General features: G+C 71.4%; 16 protein-coding genes. 6 read left to right on the forward strand and 10 right to left on the reverse strand.

Annotation, left to right across the window (positions count from 1 at the left end; all coding sequences use genetic code 11):
• Positions 1 to 4 precede the first annotated feature (4 nt).
• Together FIV43_RS15260 and FIV43_RS15265 are read right to left on the reverse strand one after the other, a co-directional pair.
• Positions 5 to 1,279: a TRAP transporter large permease gene (locus tag FIV43_RS15260; protein ID WP_141014824.1), complete on the reverse strand. Its 1,275-nt coding sequence runs from the start codon at positions 1,277 to 1,279 to the stop codon at positions 5 to 7.
• Positions 1,276 to 1,884: a TRAP transporter small permease gene (locus tag FIV43_RS15265; protein WP_181407521.1), complete on the reverse strand. Its 609-nt coding sequence runs from the start codon at positions 1,882 to 1,884 to the stop codon at positions 1,276 to 1,278. The genes FIV43_RS15260 and FIV43_RS15265 overlap by 4 nt, the downstream gene beginning before the upstream one ends.
• A gap of 120 nt (positions 1,885 to 2,004) precedes the next feature.
• On the opposite strand from FIV43_RS15265, the gene FIV43_RS15270 reads away from it, so the two are divergent.
• A complete protein-coding gene (locus FIV43_RS15270) occupies positions 2,005 to 3,012 on the forward strand; it encodes a LacI family DNA-binding transcriptional regulator (protein WP_231123432.1) in 1,008 nt (335 codons plus the stop codon).
• Between the two features lie 21 nt (positions 3,013 to 3,033).
• Here FIV43_RS15270 and FIV43_RS21590 read toward each other — a convergent pair whose 3' ends face one another.
• A complete protein-coding gene (locus tag FIV43_RS21590) occupies positions 3,034 to 3,411 on the reverse strand; it encodes a Rossmann-fold NAD(P)-binding domain-containing protein (protein ID WP_196780832.1) in 378 nt (125 codons plus the stop codon).
• Between the two features lie 438 nt (positions 3,412 to 3,849).
• Between FIV43_RS21590 and FIV43_RS15280 the strand changes: the two genes are divergently transcribed.
• Entirely contained in the window at positions 3,850 to 4,629 is a 780-nt protein-coding gene (locus FIV43_RS15280) for an enoyl-CoA hydratase/isomerase family protein (protein WP_231123433.1), read from the forward strand.
• Between the two features lie 27 nt (positions 4,630 to 4,656).
• Entirely contained in the window at positions 4,657 to 6,195 is a 1,539-nt protein-coding gene (locus tag FIV43_RS15285) for an LLM class flavin-dependent oxidoreductase (RefSeq protein WP_141014827.1), read from the forward strand.
• A 37-nt stretch (positions 6,196 to 6,232) separates the two neighbouring features.
• Here the strand turns inward: FIV43_RS15285 and FIV43_RS15290 are convergent, their stop codons facing one another.
• Complete coding sequence (locus FIV43_RS15290) at positions 6,233 to 7,144, reverse strand: AEC family transporter (protein WP_141014828.1); 912 nt, start codon at positions 7,142 to 7,144, stop codon at positions 6,233 to 6,235.
• Between the two features lie 203 nt (positions 7,145 to 7,347).
• Here FIV43_RS15290 and FIV43_RS15295 point away from each other — a divergent pair, with 203 nt between their 5' ends.
• Genes FIV43_RS15295 through FIV43_RS15305 form a run of 3 tightly spaced genes read left to right on the forward strand, consistent with a single transcriptional unit; the run spans position 7,348 to position 10,194 of the window.
• Positions 7,348 to 8,469: an L-talarate/galactarate dehydratase gene (locus tag FIV43_RS15295; RefSeq protein ID WP_141014829.1), complete on the forward strand. Its 1,122-nt coding sequence runs from the start codon at positions 7,348 to 7,350 to the stop codon at positions 8,467 to 8,469.
• A complete protein-coding gene (locus tag FIV43_RS15300) occupies positions 8,466 to 9,146 on the forward strand; it encodes a FadR/GntR family transcriptional regulator (RefSeq protein WP_141014830.1) in 681 nt (226 codons plus the stop codon). The genes FIV43_RS15295 and FIV43_RS15300 overlap by 4 nt, the downstream gene beginning before the upstream one ends.
• Before the next feature lie 52 nt (positions 9,147 to 9,198).
• Entirely contained in the window at positions 9,199 to 10,194 is a 996-nt protein-coding gene (locus FIV43_RS15305) for an NAD(P)-dependent alcohol dehydrogenase (RefSeq protein WP_196780833.1), read from the forward strand.
• A 100-nt stretch (positions 10,195 to 10,294) separates the two neighbouring features.
• Here FIV43_RS15305 and FIV43_RS15310 read toward each other — a convergent pair whose 3' ends face one another.
• From FIV43_RS15310 to FIV43_RS15335, 6 genes are all read right to left on the reverse strand, one after another.
• A complete protein-coding gene (locus FIV43_RS15310) occupies positions 10,295 to 11,194 on the reverse strand; it encodes a nuclease-related domain-containing protein (protein WP_231123434.1) in 900 nt (299 codons plus the stop codon).
• A 161-nt stretch (positions 11,195 to 11,355) separates the two neighbouring features.
• Positions 11,356 to 12,603, reverse strand: a complete 1,248-nt coding sequence (locus FIV43_RS15315) for an enolase C-terminal domain-like protein (protein WP_231123435.1) — start codon at positions 12,601 to 12,603, stop codon at positions 11,356 to 11,358.
• Positions 12,604 to 12,615: 12 nt separating this feature from the next.
• Complete coding sequence (kdgD, locus tag FIV43_RS15320; protein WP_141014831.1) at positions 12,616 to 13,530, reverse strand: 5-dehydro-4-deoxyglucarate dehydratase; 915 nt, start codon at positions 13,528 to 13,530, stop codon at positions 12,616 to 12,618.
• On the reverse strand, positions 13,527 to 14,483 hold the full coding sequence (locus FIV43_RS15325; protein ID WP_231123436.1) for an NAD-dependent epimerase/dehydratase family protein: 957 nt from the start codon (positions 14,481 to 14,483) through the stop codon (positions 13,527 to 13,529). The genes kdgD and FIV43_RS15325 overlap by 4 nt, the downstream gene beginning before the upstream one ends.
• Positions 14,484 to 14,488: 5 nt before the next feature.
• The gene (locus tag FIV43_RS15330; RefSeq protein WP_141014832.1) at positions 14,489 to 15,541 is read right to left on the reverse strand and encodes a TRAP transporter substrate-binding protein; all 1,053 of its coding nucleotides are present in this window, start codon (positions 15,539 to 15,541) and stop codon (positions 14,489 to 14,491) included.
• Between the two features lie 34 nt (positions 15,542 to 15,575).
• On the reverse strand, positions 15,576 to 16,871 hold the full coding sequence (locus tag FIV43_RS15335; protein ID WP_141014833.1) for a TRAP transporter large permease: 1,296 nt from the start codon (positions 16,869 to 16,871) through the stop codon (positions 15,576 to 15,578).
• Positions 16,872 to 16,877 lie beyond the last annotated feature (6 nt).

Here is a 16,877-nt window from a genome sequence, read left to right on the forward strand (position 1 = left end):
GTGCTCACAGGCCGAGCCGGTTCGGCAGCCAGGTCACGAAGCCGGGGAAGAAGATGATCGCCAGGCAGATGACCACGAGCGGGACGATGAAGGGCAGCGAGCCCTTGAAGACCTCTCCGACGGGCACCTTGGCGGTCGAGCTCAGCACGTAGAGCACCGTGCCGACCGGTGGGGTGAGCAGCCCGATCATCAGCGAGAGGATCATCAGGACGCCGAGGACGATGGGGTCGACGTCGAGGCGCAGCCCGATCGGCATCAGGATCGGGACCACGAGGACCAGGACGGCGGTGGGGTCGACCACCGTGCCCAGGATCAGCATCAGCGCTGCCACGAGCAGCAGGAAGACGGTGCCGTTCTCGGTGAAGCCGAGCACCAGCTCGGAGAGGTCCTGGGGGACGCGTTCGCGGGCCAGGACGTAGCCGAGCAGCGAGGCGGAGGAGACGATCAGCATGATCGCCGCCGTCGTCATCACGGTCTCGGAGAAGATCTTCGGCAGGTCGCGGATGCTCAGCGCGCGGTAGCCGAAGCCGAGCAGCAGGATGTAGAAGGCACCCACCGCTGCGGCCTCGGTGGGGGTGAAGAAGCCGCCGAGGATGCCGCCCAGGATGATCACCGGGGTCAGCGCCGGACCGATCACCCGCTTGCCGGTCTCGGCCAGCCGGCTCCACGAGAAGCCGGTGTGCACGATGTCGGGCTGACGGCGTACCTGGATGAAGACCACGATGCAGAGGCCGACCGCCATCAGCAGGGCCGGGATCACCGAGGCCGCGAACAGGGCGCCGGTGGAGACCGCGGCGAGGCCGGCGTAGATGACCGCGGGGATGCTCGGCGGCATCACCGGCGCGATCAGTGCGGAGGCACCGACCACGCCGAGACCGAAGCGGCGGCTGTAGCCGTTGCGGACCATCGCCGGGATCTCCACCTTGCTCAGTGCCGCGGCGTCGGCGACCGCCGAGCCGGACATCCAGGAGAAGCCGAGGCTGACGCCGACGCTGACGTAGCCGAGGCCGCCACGGACCTTGCCGAAGAGGGCGAGGGCGAAGTCGAAGAGCCGGTCGGCGATGCCGGCGTGGTTGGCGATCACGCCGAGCAGCACGAAGAGTGGCACGGCGAGCAGCGGGAAGCTGGCCGTCGAGTTGGTGATCAGCCGCATGGCCAGGCCGACGGACTGGCCGTCGATGATCAGGTAGGCGAGGCCGGGGCCGAGGAAGGCGAAGGCGACCGGGACGCGGAGGACCAGGAGCAGGCCGATGGCGCCGAGCAGGAGGGCGACGGTCATGCCGGGGCCCCCTTCCCGTTGGTGCCGCTGGTGCCGTCCGCGGTCGGGCTCCCGTCGTGGGGGCCGTTGACCTGGATCGCGAGCTCCTCGGAGTGGTCGGCGGCCTGCACGCCGCGGACCGCCACCTGGACCGCCGCCACGCTCGCCCGGATGGCGGTGCTCACGAAGCCGAGCAGGGGCAGCAGGTAGACCCACTTCATCGGCAGACCGAGCGAGGGGGTGGTCAGGCTGCCGGACTCCTCGATGAGGGTCCAGCAGGAGTAGGCGAAGCCGACGCCGCAGGCCGCGACCACCACGAGGGCGAAGACGTGGATGACGCGGACCAGGAGCTCCGGCTTGAGCGAGTCGACGATCTGGAGCGCGATGTGGCCGTCCCGGGTGACCAGGACACCGGTGGCGGTGAAGGTCAGCCAGACCAGGCTGTAGCGGGCCAGCTCGCCGGTCCACGTCCAGCCGTCGATCGGGAGGTAGCGCTGGCCGGCCTGGACCAGGACCAGGACGAAGATGACGGCGGCGGCGGTGCCGGCGATGCCGATCTCGATCGCGGTGACGACCCGGATGAGTCGTCGCCACCACGTATCGGTGGGTGGGTGCTGCGTGGTCACCGGGACCTTCCCTTCGTGTCGACCGGTGTGGTCGCTGTCACAACGCGACAACCGTAGAAATGTTGCTGCAACCGATGCAATCGGTTGCCAATGTTGCCAGGTTCATGGCTTGATGGGGCGGTGCAGCAGCCGACGATCTACGACGTCGCCGAGCGTGCCGGCGTGGCCCCCTCGACCGTCTCCCGAGCCTTCGGCAAGCCCGAACGCGTCGGACGCGCCACCCGGGAGCGGGTGATCGCCGCCGCGGACGAGCTCGGCTACGTGCCCAACCCGCACGCCCGCGCCCTGCAGACCGGGCGGCACAAGACGATCGCGATGGTGATCTCCGACATTGCCAACCCGCACTTCTTCGAGCTGATCCGCGGCGCCGAGCAGCGGGCCCGGGCCGCGGAGAACACGCTGGTCATCGTCAACGCCGAGGAGTCCCCCGCGATCGAGCGGGACCAGATCCGGGTGCTCACCCGGTCCGTGGACGGCTTCATCCTGGCCGCCAGCCGCCTGCCCGACCAGGAGCTGCGCAACCTCGCCTCCAAGCATCGCGTGGTGCTCGTGGACCGCGAGCTGGCCGCCATCCCCAGCGTCGCGATGGACACCGCGACCGGGTGCCGCCAGATCCTCGAGCACCTGGCCTCGTTGGGCCATCACGAGTTCACCTACTGCGCCGGACCGCCGGGCTCCTGGATGGGCGCGGCCCGCTGGGCCGCGCTCAGCCAGGGCGCGGAGGAGCACGGGCTGCGGGCACGCCGGATCGGCCCCTACACCCCCACCGTCGCCAACGGCGGCGCCGCGGCCGACAGCGCGCTGCGCAACCGGCCGACCGCGCTGGTGGCCCACAACGACCTGCTCGGCATCGGGATGATGCGTCGCCTGGCGGACCGCGGGGTGCGGGTGCCCGAGGACGTCAGCGTGATCGGGTTCGACGACATCTTCGCCGCCGAGCTGACCAGCCCCACGCTGACCACCCTCGGCGGGCCCGACGCCCGGGCCGGGCGGCTCGCGGTGGAGCTGATCCACGAGCTGCTCAAGTCGTCCCAGGCCGGGTCCGGCGAGGGCGAGGAGTCGCCGCACCGGCTGCGGCTGCCCACCAGCCTGGTGCTGCGCGGCTCCTCCGGTCCCGCCCCGCAGTGACGGGTGGGGCTCAGCCTGGAATCAGCCGGCGGCCAGCCACTCGTCGTACGTCTGGCGACCGCGGGGGCCGTCGGCGACCGGGGTGAGCGTGCCGTCGCGCATCGCCCGTCCCGCGGCGCCGGGCAGGCGCAGCCCGATCACCCGGCGGCGCAGACCGCGGGACCGGACCAGACGGCGGGCCATCTCCGGCATCATCAGCTGCTCGGGCCCGGCGATCTCCGGCGCCATCGCCGAGGGCGGCCGCTCGGCCAGCGCGACCAGGTGGTCGGCGACCTCGGCCGCGGCGACCGGCTGGCTGAGCATCTGCGGCACCAGCGAGAGCGGCCCGATCCGCGCGATCCCCAGCGCCTGCTCGGCGAACTCGTGGAACTGGGTGGCGCGCAGGATCGTCCAGGGCACCGCCCCGCGCGCACCCGCTGTTCCTGGCGGCGCTTCCCCGCGTAGTAGCCGAGCGGCACGTCGTCCACGCCGACGATCGAGAGCACCAGGTGGTGCCGCACGCCGGCCGCCTCCTCGGCCGCCAGCAGGGCACCGGTCACCCCGCCGAAGAACTCCTCGGCGACACGACGCCGCTGGGTCGTGGTGTTGGTGACGTCGACCAGCGCGGCGACGCCGTCGAGACGCCCGGCGAGCCCGTCGCTCGCGGTCAGGTCGACCCCGGTCGACCGGGCGACCACCACCGGCTCGTGCCCGCGGCGCTCCGCCGCCGCCACCACCGAACGTCCGACCAGGCCGGTCCCACCGGCGACTGCGATCCGCATCGGCCCAGTCTGCGCGCGACACTAGGATCGCGCCACCAGCACGATCTCGACCCGATCCCGACACCCTGGAGCAGACGTGACCCTGCGCGACGACCTGGCCGAGGTGGGCCTGCACTGCACGATCGACGGCGCGGTCGCCACGATGACCCTGCACCGGCCCGAGGTGCGCAACGCCCAGAAGCCGTCCATGTGGGCCGGCATGGTCGACTTCGTGACCGGGCTCGGCGACGACGTGCGCGTGGTCGTCGTACGCGGGTCCGGTGGCATCTTCTCCGCCGGCCTGGACCTCGGGCTGATCGACCCGGCCCGCACCGAGGAGCCGGGGAACCTGATCGCGACGATGCGGATGAGCGACGCGGAGGTGGTGGATGCGATCGACGGCTACCAGCAGGCGTTCACCGCACTGATGGACCCGCGCTTCATCTCGGTCGCCGCGGTCGACGGCGCCGCGATCGGCGCCGGATTCCAGCTGGCGCTGGCCTGCGACCTGCGGGTGGCCACCGACCGGTCCTACTTCTGCATGAAGGAGCCCGCCCTCGGCCTCGTCCCGGACCTCACCGGCACCAAGCCTCTGGTCGAGGCCGTCGGCTACGCCCGCGCCCTGGAGATCTGTGCGACCGCCCGCAAGGTCGACGCCGAGGAGGCCGGGCAGATCGGCCTGGTCCAGGAGCTCGTCGGCGCCGACGAGCTCGACGCCACGGTGGAGACCCTGGTCGCCGCACTGACCGCGCACGACGCCGACGCCGTACGCGCCACCACCGTGCTCCTACGGGAGGCCGGCGGGCGTTCACTGGAGGAGCAGCGACTGGCGGAGCGGACCGCGCAGGTGGCGCGGCTGCGGGCCCTGGTCGGCTGAGCGCCGCACGGACAGCGAGGAGGACCGATGACCGACTACGGACAGGAGCTCGCGTTCGGCACGTTCCTGACGCCGGATGCCGCGCGGCCGGACGACGTCGTCGAGCTCGCCCTGCTGACCGAGGCGGCGGGGCTGGACCTGGCCACGTTCCAGGACCACCCCTACCAGTCGCGTTTCCTCGACGCCTGGGCGCTGGCCGCGACCGTCCTGGCCCGGACCACCACGCTGCGGGTGACCACCAACGTCACCAACCTCCCGCTCCGACCGCCGTTCGTCCTGGCCAAGACCGTCGCCAGCCTGGACCGGCTCAGCCGCGGTCGCGTCGAGCTCGGACTCGGCGCGGGTGCGTTCTGGGAGGCGATCGAGGCGGCCGGCGGGCCGCGGCGGACGGGCGGGGAGGCGCGGGCCGCGCTCGCCGAGGGGATCGACATCATCCGCGCCACCTGGGACGACTCCCGGCGCGCGGTGCGCGTCGAGGGCCGGCACTACCGGGCCGCCGGGGTGCATCCGGGTCCGGCGCCCGCCCACCCGGTGGAGATCTGGATCGGCGCCGTCGGGCCACGGATGCTCGCCCTGACCGGTCAGGTCGGCGACGGCTGGCTGCCCTCCCAGGCCTACGTGCCGCCGGAGGCCCTGGCCGACGGCTCGGCCCGTATCGACGACGCGGCACTCGCCGCCGGCCGGGAGCCGGCCGCCGTGCGCCGGCTCTACAACGTCAACCCCTCCACGGACCCCGGCTGGGCCGAGTGGCTGGCCGAGCTCACCCTCACCCACGGCACCAGCACGTTCATCATGGCCGGCGACGACCCGCGGTCGATCGGACGGTTCGGCACCGAGGTCGCGCCGGCCGTCCGTGCGCTGGTGGAGGCGGAGCGCTCCCGGACCGCGGCGGCCGAGCCGCCGAGCGCCGCGGCGACCGCGGCCACCGCGGCGCGGGCCGACGAGGTCGTCGAGGTCCGTCGCGGCCGCCCTGTCGAGCCCACCGCCGACCCCGGGGTGCGGCGATCCGGGGCCACGCCGTGGGACGAGGCCAGCCGACCGACGTACGTCTCCTCGCTGCGGCCACTGACCTGGACCGACCACGAGCGGGCCAGCGGACAGCACCTCGTCGACATCCACGACCACCTGCGTGGCGAGCTCGCTCGCCTCTACGACCTGATCGACCAGGTCGAGGCCGGCACGATGGACGCCGGCCGGGCGCGCTCGCTGATCAACGAGATGACGCTGCGCCAGAACGACTGGGCGCTCGGTGCGTACTGCCAGTCCTACTGCCGGCTGGTCACCACCCACCACACCATCGAGGACACCAGCATGTTCCCGCACCTGCGGGCGAGCGACCCGGAGCTGTCCCCGGTCATCGACCGGCTCGAGGAGGAGCATCACGCGATCGCCCGGGTGCTCGACGACGTCGACCGCGCACTGGTCTCCGTCGTCTCCGGCGTGCACGACACCGCCCCACTGCGGGCTTCGGTCGACCTGCTCGCGGACACGATGACCTCGCACCTCTCCTACGAGGAGCGGGAGCTCGTCGAGCCGCTCGCGCGGTTCGGGTACACCGCGGGCTGAGTCAGGGCACCAGTTCGGGTGCCTCCGCGGGTCGGGCTCAGGCGAGCAGCAGGGCGAGGAGCAGGGCGACCGGGAGGCTGAGCAGGGTGGTGACCAGGATGCTCTCGCGGGCCACGTCCTCGCCCACCCGGTAGCGGGTGGCGTGCAGGAAGATGTTCTGCGCGGTCGGCAACGCGGCGGTGAGCACCACGCCCAGCAGCACCGTCCCGTGCAGGCCGAGCGCGGTGGCGACCAGCCAGGCGACGACCGGCATCACCACGAGCTTCAGCACGGTGATCGTGGCGACCTCACGGTTGCGGCCGGCCCGGCCCGGCATCGGGCTGAGCCGCAGCGCGGCGCCGTAGGAGAGGAGCATCAGCGGGATCGCGGCGCCGGCGAGGAGCTGGAGCGGCTGGTCCACCAGCGTGGGCAACCGCCACCCGGTGGTGGCCAGGACCAGGCCGACCACGGCGGCCAGCGTCAGCGGGTTGGTGAGCAGCCGACGGGCGATCCTGGTCCCACCGCCGGCTCCCTGCCCGGTGTGGTCGAGAGCGACCAGCGCGAGCGGCTGGACCACCAGCATCTGCACCAGGAGGGTCGGGACCACCACCGCGATGTCCCCGACCACGTAGGCCGCGATCGCGATGCCCAGGTTGCCGGCGTTGACGTAGGAGGCGGCCAGGGACCCGATCAGGACCTCCCCGAGACGCTGGTGCCACCGGAGCCGGGCGATCGCGGCGTAGGCGGCGAAGCAGAGACCCAGGGAGGTCGCGGAGGCGACCAGGTTGCGGGCGGCTCCCTCGAGGTGCATCCCGCTGATGGTGACCACCATCAGCGCCGGCGAGGCGACGAAGAAGGCGACCTCGCCGAGGGTGCGCTGCGAGCGGGCGTCGAGGATGCCGGCATGCGCCAGGCCCGAACCGCAGGCGATGACGACCAGGATCGTGGTGAAGCCGGTCAGCAGGTCCACGCCGGCTCCCAGTGACCGTGATCAGCGGCGTCTGGGGCGGGGGCGGCGAGCACCCGGACCGGCTGCCGTGCGACCGGCGCTCGATCGAGCCGGCGGGAGGCCTTCGTCTGCGTTGGTCTCTGCACCGCCCCTGGACTCCTCCCAACTTATCGGATAACTTCACCACTCATCATACAAGTTACCTCATTGAGGAGAGCAGCACCATGGCCGCCGATCGCATCCGCACCCTGCACCTGTCCCACGTCGTGCTGCCGCTCGACAATCCGGTCAGCGACGCCAAGGTGCTCACCGGACGGCAGAAGCCGCTGACCGAGACCGTCCTGCTCTTCGTCGAGGTGACCACCGAGCAGGGACACCAGGGCATGGGTTTCAGCTACTCCAAGCGCGCCGGCGGCCCTGCCCAGTTCGCCCACCTCCGGGAGGTAGCCGAGGTCGCGATCGGCCAGGACCCGGCGGACATCGCGAAGATCTACGAGTCCCTGATGTGGGCGGGCGCCTCGGTGGGGCGCAGCGGCGTCGCGACCCAGGCGGTGGCCGCGCTCGACGTGGCGCTGTGGGACCTCAAGGCCCGCCGAGCGGACCTGCCGCTGGCCAAGCTGCTCGGCGCGCACCGCGACTCCTGCCGGGTCTACAACACCTCGGGCGGCTTCCTGCAGGCCTCGGTGGCGGAGATCAAGGAGAAGGCGACCGCGTCGCTGGAGGCCGGGATCGGGGGCATCAAGATCAAGGTCGGGCAGCCCGACTGGGCCGAGGACCTGCGTCGCGTCGAGGCGCTGCGCGAGCACCTCGGCGACGGCCCGTTCATGGTCGACGCCAACCAGCAGTGGGACCGCGCCCGCGCCCGCCGGATGTGCCGCGAGCTGGAGAGGTTCGACCTGATCTGGATCGAGGAGCCCCTCGACGCCTGGGACGCGGTCGGTCACGCCGACCTCTCCCGCACCTTCGACACCCCGATCGCGACCGGCGAGATGCTCACCTCGGTCCCCGAGCACATGGCACTGATCGACGCCGGCTACCGCGGCATCGTGCAGCCCGACGCGCCCCGCATCGGCGGCATCACCCCGTTCCTGAAGTTCTCCGCCCTCGCCGCGCACGCAGGCCTCGCGCTCGCGCCCCACTACGCGATGGAGATCCATCTGCACCTGGCGGCGGCGTACCCGACCGAGCCGTGGGTGGAGCACTTCGAGTGGCTGAACCCGCTGTTCGAGGAGCGGATCGAGATCCGCGACGGCCAGATGTTCGTCCCCGACCGCCCGGGCCTCGGCTTCACGCTCAGCGACAAGATGCGCTCGCTGACCAAGGAGACCGCTACCTTCGGCCAGTGAGCACCACGACCCTCGCGCAGACCGTCGTCGCCGGCCTCAAGGCACGGATCCTCGACGGCTCGCTACCGGCGGGCGCGAAGCTGCCGTCCGAGAACGAGCTGATCGAGGAGTACGCCGTCTCGCGCACCGTGGTGCGCGAGGCGGTGACCCGGCTGCGGGCCGAGGGCCTGGTGGAGACGTTCCAGGGGCGCGGATCGTTCGTGCTGGCCATGCCGGAGCCGACCTCGTTCACCGTCGAGGCCTCCGCGATCCGCAGCCAGGCCGACGTGCTGGCGATGATCGACTTCCGACTGGGCGTGGAGAGCGAGGCTGCCTTCCTCGCCGCCGCCGACCGTACGCCGGCCGCCGCCGAGGCGGTGCAGGCCGCGCTCGACGCGTTCGCAGCGGCCAGCGCGGAGGAGGCCGTCGAGGCCGACTTCGCGTTCCACCGGGCGGTCGCGGCCGCCACCGGCAACCGCTTCTACCTCGACCTGCTCGACTCGCTCGGCCCGATGATGATCATGCTGCCGCGCACCCGGCTCTCCGAGGAGTACTCGCTCACCGACGCCGCCCACGTCGAGCGGGTGCGCCGCGAGCACGACAACATCGCGGCCGCGGTGGTCGCGGGCGATCCGGAGACCGCGCGTGCGGCGATGCGGGTCCACCTGGGCAACACCCGGCGTCGCCTGCAGGGCTGAGGGCGAGCCTGCGCCACGCCGGCAGGAGCGCTCCACCTGGGATAGTGCGGAGGTGCGCGCAGCACTGCGGACCAGGTACGGCGGACCGGACGTCATCACCTTCGACGACGTCCCCGACCCCGTGCCCGGTCGCGGCGAGCTCCTGGTGGACGTGCACGCGACCACGGTCAACCGCACCGACTGCGCCTACCGATCCGGGAGCCCGTGGATCAACAGGGTGGTCTGCGGACTGCCCCGACCGCGGATCCCCGTGCTCGGTTCGGAGTACGCAGGCGTCGTGACCGCGACCGGCGCGGACGTGGACCGCTACGCCGTCGGTGACCGCGTCTTCGGCTTCGTGGAGGGCCGGGCCGGAGCGCACGCCGACCTGGTCGTCGTACCGACAGAAGGCCTGGTGGCTCCGGTGCCCGCCGGGTGGGAGCTGACCGCGGCAGCGCCCGGCATGGAAGGCGCGCACTATGCCCACGCCTGCCTGCGGGTGACCGGCGTCGGGGCGGGCGACCGGGCGCTGGTGCACGGAGCGGCCGGGGGCATCGGCACCGCGCTGGTCCAGCTGCTGCACGCCGAGGGCGTCGAGGTGACCGCGGTGTGCGACCGGCTCCCACTGCACCGTCCCGACCTGTTGACCGAGCTCGGCGCCGCGCACGTCCTCGAGCTCACCTCCGGCGCCGATCTGCGGGCGGCCGGCGGCGGCTTCGACGTCGTCCTCGACGCGACCGGCCACCTCCCTTACACCGCGGCCCGCCCGCTGCTGCGCCCTCGCGGCAGCTATGTCTCCTCCGACCTCGGCCGCGGCGGACAGAACCTCCTCCTGGCCGCCGTCGGACCGGTCACCGGCGCGCTCGGTCGCCGGCGGGCGCGCTTCCCGCTCCCCCACGCCGACCGGACACTCGCCGACCACCTCGCCGGCCTGATGGCCTCCGGCGCCTACCGCCCCGTCATCGACCGCAGCTACGAGTTCGACGAGCTGCGCGAGGCGTACGCCTACGTCGACAGCGGGCGGAAGGTCGGCAACGTGGTGGTCGTGATGCCGACCGCCGCCGAGTAGTGGGCGCAGGGTTCAGCCCCGTGTGGCCGGCCACTTGATTGACCGGGTTCCTGGCTCCATCGGCACCGCCGCCCCCACCAGCTCGCCTCCACGCTTCGCGTCACGCGACGGGGAGGGCGTCGGCCAAGCGTGCGTGGAGGTCGGCGACGGAGCCGGCGTGGGGGCCGTCGGCTGCGAGTCGGGGATAGAGCTTCTTCGGCCGGAGCACGTCGACCCCGCGGGTGGTGAAGCCCCCACCGATCAGTGGCCAGTCGGACTCGATGAAGCACAGGACGCCGGTGACCGGAACGTCGTCGTCCACGAGGGACCGCACGAGGTCGACCTGCTGGAGCACACCGTCGACCAGCTTGGTGTGGTCGCGCGACCCGACCATCAGCTTCTCGACACGGGGACGCAGGACTCCGCCCTCCACCCGCAGGACGGGCCGCTTGCCGACGTACCGCTTGGCGTCGATGACGTGGATGCCGGTCGCGGTGACAGCGAGGTGGTCGATATTGGCGCGGGAGCCTGGGACGCGGCGGTCATGGAGAACGCGCATCGTCTCCGAGGTGAGCTCGTTGAGACGACGGCCCAGCCGCTCCTCGCCGAGCGCGCCGGTGTTCCAGGCAGTGGTCGACTGCGGGTCATCGCTCAACGCGAGGATCAGGCCGCCGAGCTTCGGGTGCTGGGAGCGGACGCGCTGCTCACGCCGGGACTGGCGACGTTCGTACTCGCGTCGTGCCGACGCTCCGGCGGTGCCGGGATCGATCGGGGCGTGGATCGAGGCCGGCGGTCCGGCGTCCGGCGCTGCCGTCGCAGCGCCCCTGGCATCGCGTCCCGGCTCGTCGTCCGCCGGGAGAGGGACCACGGTCGCCGACGGCGTGGAGCAGGTCAGACAACGGACCGTCTTGGTGGTCCGCTCGTAGATGGCTTGGGTGCGGGCGCCGAGCGCTGCGTGACAGATGCGGCATGTCCCGGCGTAGCGCAGGCGCATCCATTTCTCATCGGGGTGGTCGGGCACGCGACGACGCTAGTGCGCGAGCGCTCTCGGCGCGGAAGGTTGCCTGAACCAGCGACGACGAAACGCTCCCGCACCGGCCGCAGGCGACGAGCCGAGGTCGGCTCGCTCCTCCCCAGACCCACCAGATGCTTCAGGCGGCGCGGCTCATCAGCGGGCGGTGTTCACCTCGAAACCCGGCTCGATCGAGCGCATGTAGGCGGTGTCCTCCCGCCGTCGCACGCCGCAGGAGAGGTACTGCTCGTGCAGCGCGCCGAGCAGGTCCCGGTCCAACTCCACCCGAGGCCCGGCCCGGTCGGCACCGCGACGGAGCCGTCCTCGAAGCCCAGCGCGCCCGCGACGATGACGTCCTCGGTCTTCCACGGGTAGTGGGTGTCGCAGGCGTAGGTCAGGTTCGGGGTGGCGGCGGCCAGATGGACCATCGCGGCGAGCGAGACACCGAGGTGGGAGTTGCTGTGCATCGACAGGCCCATCCCGAAGGCGTCGCAGATGCCGGCCAGCTGCACCGACGGCCGCAGCCCGCCCCAGAGGTGGTGGTCGGAGAGCACGATCTGCACCGCATCGGCGGCGACCGCGGGCGCGAGGTGCTCGAAGGCGATCACGCACATGTTCGTGGCCAGAGGCACCTCGGTGCGGGCGGCGACGTACGCCATGCCGTCGATGCCGGGGGTGGGGTCCTCGAGGTATTCCACGACGCCGGCCAGCCGCTCGGCCACCCGCACCGAGGTCTGCGGGGTCCAGCCGCCGTTGGGGTCCAGTCGCAGGGGCACCCCGGGGAACGCCTCGGCCAGCGCCTCGATCGCGGCGCACTCGTCGTCGGGCGGGAACACGCCACCCTTCAGCTTCAGCGAGCCGAAGCCCCACCCGTCGACCATCCGCTTCGCCTGCGCCACGATCGCGTCCGGGTCGAGCGCGGCACCCCAGTCGTCGTCGGCCAGTCCGGGGTGGCCGGCCCACTTGTAGAAGAGGTAGCCGCTGAACGGCACCCGGTCGCGGACCGCGCCGCCGAGCAGGTCGCTGACCGGGCGTCCGGTCTCCCGCCCGATCAGGTCCAGGCAGGCCACCTCGAACGGCGAGTGCACGCCGGGATGTGCCGACGAGACCTCCAGCATCCCGCCGTACGACGCCCCCGCCCCGCCGGTGTCGCCGCCCAGCACGGTGGTCACCAGGCGCCGCAGCCCGTTGAGGTCGTAGGGGTCGTGGCCGGGCAGCGCGGCGGCCACGGCGGCCAGCCGCTCCAGGATCGCCTCGTCGCCGTAGGTCTCGCCGAGCCCGACCAGACCGGTGTCGGTGTGCAGCTCGACGATGGCACGCAGTGCGTACGGCTGGTGCACGCCGACGACGTTGAGCAGCGGTGGGTCGGCGAAGGCGATCGGGGTGACGACCGCACGTGCGATGCGCGACGGGCTCACCGGGTGCGGCCGTCAGTCCAGCCGGTTCACGAGCGCGCGCAGTTCGTCGAGCTCCTCGGCCCGCAGGTCCGTCAGTGGTGGGCGGACCGGCCCGGCGGGACGGTCGACCACGGTGAGGCCCGCCTTGACGATCGAGACCGCGTAGCCGGCCATTCTGTCGCGGATGTCGAGGTAGGGGATCACGAACTCGTTGAGCCGACGGTAGACCTCGTCACGATCCTGGGCACGGACGGCCTCGTAGAAACCGATGGCCCACTCCGGCAGGAAGTTGAACAGCGCCGAGGAGTAGGTGCTCACGCCGAGTTGCAGCAGCGGCAGGGCGAAGGTCTCGGCCGTGGGCAGCCCACCGACGTAGGTCAGTCGGTCACCGACCTTGGCGTAGATGCGGGTCATCCGCTCGATGCTGCCCACGCCGTCCTTGAACCCGATCATCGTCGGGTTGCGGTCGACCAGCTTCGCCACCGAGTCGTCGATGAGGACCGCATTGGCGCGGCTGTAGACCACCACACCGAGATCCGTCGCCGCGCACACACGGGAGATGTGCTCGACCAGTCCGTCCTGGCCCGCCTCAGTGAGGTACGGCGGCATCAGCAGCAGTCCGTCCGCGCCGGCCTCGGCCGCCGCTTTCGCCTGGGCGATCGCGTTCGCAGTGCTCCCGGTCGCCGGAGCGAGCACGGGCACCGCTCCAGCCACCTCCTCGACCGCCGCGCGGACGACCCGGTCGGTCTCGGCTCCAGTGAGGGAGAAGCCCTCTCCGGTGCCGCCGGCGGCGAAGAGGCCGGCGACGGGGTGGGTCGCGAGCCACTCGAGGTGGCGCCGGTAGGCGTCCTCGTCGAACTCGAGGTCGGGAGTGAAGTGGGTGACCGGGAACGACAGCAGGCCTTGTTGCAGCTGTCCGGCCAGGTCCGTGGGGCTGTAATCGGTCACGAGCTCTTTTCCTCGTCATGTAGCGGTCGTGGCGCGTCGGGGAGGGACGCGAGGCGCCCGGGTTGCGGGCGCGGTCGGTCAGGGCCGGGTCGGATCGACCCGGCCCTTCGGCCGAAGCAGGTCAGCTGCGGATCAGCGGTGCGGTACCTGCGGCGCACCCAGTTCGGTGAAGGTGAAGCCGCCGCCGGCGAGGCGTTGCTGTGGCGTGTCCAGCGTCGCGGGGTCGACGTCGGCCAGGATCTCCTCGGCGTACACCTCCGAGTCGTCCTGCGGGTGATAGCCGATCGCCTCGCCCTCGGCCAGCGACCACCAGCCCGGGTGTTGCGGGAGACGCCCCAGACGATGCGGAACCCCGGGGTCGGGGTGGCCAGACAGGCCTCGAAGAGCCGAGCGCCGTCGTCGGGAGACATCCAGGTCCACAACGAGCGCGGGTCCCACGGCTTCGCGAAGCACGACCCGATGCGCAGGCAGGTCACGTCGATGCCGAACCGGTCGTGGAACAGGCTGCCCAGTCCCTCCATGGCGAGCTTGCTGACGCCGTAGTAGGTGTCGGGGCGCGGGGCCACATCGGCCGGCAGGCCGCCGGGCCAGTCGTCCTGGCTGTCGTAGTAGCCCGCGACGTGGTTGCTGGAGGCGAGGACGACGCGCTTGACGCCCGCATCCCTGGCCGCCTCCAGCACCACCCGGGTGCCGTCGATGTTGGTGTGCAGGATCTTGTCCCACTCGTCCTCGACGCTGATGCCGCCGAGGTGGATCACCGCCTCGACACCCGCACAGGCCTTCGCCATCGCGTCGGGGTCGGTGACCGAGCCCGCGACGGCCTCCACGCCGGGCCCCGCCTCGGGCGCCTCGAGGTCGAGGAGTCGCAGGATCCGTCCGTCGCGGGCGAGCCGCGGCCGCATCAGCCGCCCGACGCCCCCGAGCGCACCCGTGATCAGAACGGTCTCGGTCATCGACGTCACTCCTCCCGCAGCTCTTCGATCCGGTCCAGGTACTCCTGGTACGTCGGCCCGAACTCGTCGATCACCGGCTGCGCGGCCTCACGCCACGGCTCGATGTCGTCGATCTCGGTGATGGTCACGTCCGCCTCCTCCAGCGCTGCCAGGTCCTCCTCGACCTGGGCGTCCCACTGCTCGCGCTGGTAGGTGGTGGCCTCGGCGGCGGCGTCCTCGAGGATCTGCTGGTCCTCCTCGGAGAGGCCGTCCCACACGTCCTTGTTCACCACCAGGATCTCGGCGACCCGCATGTGTTCGTCCAGCGTGTAGTTGGGCGCCACCTCGTAGTGCGAGGCGGAGAGATAGCTGGGCTCGTTGTTCTCCGCACCGTCGATCAGACCGGTCTGCAGGGCGCTGTAGACCTCGCCGTAGTCCATCGGGGTCGGCGACCCGCCGAGCGCCTCGATGAACGAGATGATCACGTCGGACTCCTGCACGCGGAACTTCATCCCCTCGATGTCGTCGACGGAGTCGATCACCTTGTCGGTGCTGTAGAAGCTGCGGGCACCGGGGTCGAAGTACGTCAGGCCCTTGAAGCCGGCCTCCTCGAGCTCGCCGAGCAGCTGCTGGCCCGACTCGTCCTCGAGGAAGCGCCACAGGTGGTCCGCGTCGTCCCAGATGTAGGGCAGGCCGAACAGGCCCATGCCCTCGGCGAACTCGGTCATCGGTGCCGAGCTGACCCGGGTCATCTCGATGGCACCCATCTGGACCTGCTCGATGACGTCGGACTCCTCGCCGAGCTGCCCGCCGGCGAAGACCTGGATGTCGATGCGCCCGTCGCTGGCCTCGTTGACCAGGTCGGCGAACTTCTGGTCGCCCTCGGTGGTGGGGTAGTCCTCGGGGTGGGTCTCGGCGAGTCGGAACGTGAGCTTCTCGCCGTCACCGCCCGAGCCGCCGTCGTCACCTCCGCAGGCGGCCAGGGTGGCCGAGGCCAGCACGAAGGCGCTGAGGATGCCTGCGGTCTTGAGGGTGCCGCGCCGGTGCGTCGATCCTCGCGGACCTGACTTCTGGTTCATTGCCGTTTCCTTTTCTGTGCGGATCTGTGCGGTGCTACTGGCCGAAGGCCTCGGGCAGGGTGAGGGAGATTGCCGGGACGAACGTCACGAGCAACAGGACGACGAGCATGGGGAGCAGGAACAGGGGAAGCGCGCGAGACGCCTTCTCGATGGAGATGCCGCCGATCGCACAGCCGACGAACAGGACGTTGCCGACCGGCGGTGTGATCAACCCGATGGCGAGGTTGAGCAGCAGCATGATCCCGAACTGCACCGGGTCCATGCCGAGCGTCGTGGCCACCGGGAGCAGGATCGGCGTGGTGATCAGGATGAGCGGGGCCATGTCCATGATCGCGCCGAGCGCCAGCAGCAGGATGTTGATCAGCAGCAGTACGACGACGGTGTTGGTGGACACGTCGAGCAGCGCGTCGGTGACCAGTGCCGGCACCCGCAGGTAGGTCAGGAAGTAACCGAAGGCTCCGGCCGCCGCGATGATGAACAGCACCAGGCCGAGGGTGCGGGCGGTGCGCTGCAGGATGACCCTCATCGCGCTGATCGGGATGTCGCGGTAGACGCCGAAGGTCAGGACGAACGCGTAGACGCACGCGATGGCTGCGGACTCGGTCGCGGTGAAGATGCCGGAGAGGATGCCGCCCAGCACGATGACCGGCATCAGCAGGCTGAGCAGTCCTTCCAGCACGATCCGCGGGATCTCTGCCCGGGGGACCAGCGTCTCCTTCGGATACCCGCGCTTGACCGCGATCAGGTAGGCGAAGGCCATCAGCGTCGCGCCGAGCAGGATTCCGGGCAGGATCCCGGCGGTGAAGAGCGCTCCGATGGAGACGCCACCGGCCGCCATCGAGTAGATGATCAGGTTGTGGCTGGGCGGGATCATCACCGCCTGGGCGGCGCCGGTGATCGTGACGCAGACCGCGTAGTCGGCGTCGTACCCCTTGCGTTTCATCATCGGGATGGTGACCGAGCCGATCGCCGAGACGTCGGCGACCGAGGAGCCGGAGAGGGCGCCGAAGAAGGTGCTGGCGCCGATGTTGATCATCGCCAGGCCGCCGCGCAGCCAGCCGACCAGCAGGCCGGCCAGGTTGATCAGCCGGGTGGAGATCCCGCCGGCGCTCATGATCTCGCCGCTGAGGATGAAGAAGGGGATGGCCAGGAGGGTGAAGGCATCGAGACTGGACACCATCCGCTGGCTCACCAGCGTGAGCGGCAGACCGAGGTAGATCGCCTCGAGCACGGCGGACAGAGCCAGGCAGAGCGCGATCGGAACGCGCAGGGCGAGCAGGAGGACGAAGCTGCCCAGAAGAAGAGTGACGGCAAGGGGATCGACAGACACGGAGCC

Origin of the sequence: Nocardioides sambongensis, from assembly GCF_006494815.1 — a bacterium.
GTDB classification, from domain to species: Bacteria; Actinomycetota; Actinomycetes; order Propionibacteriales; family Nocardioidaceae; genus Nocardioides; species Nocardioides sambongensis.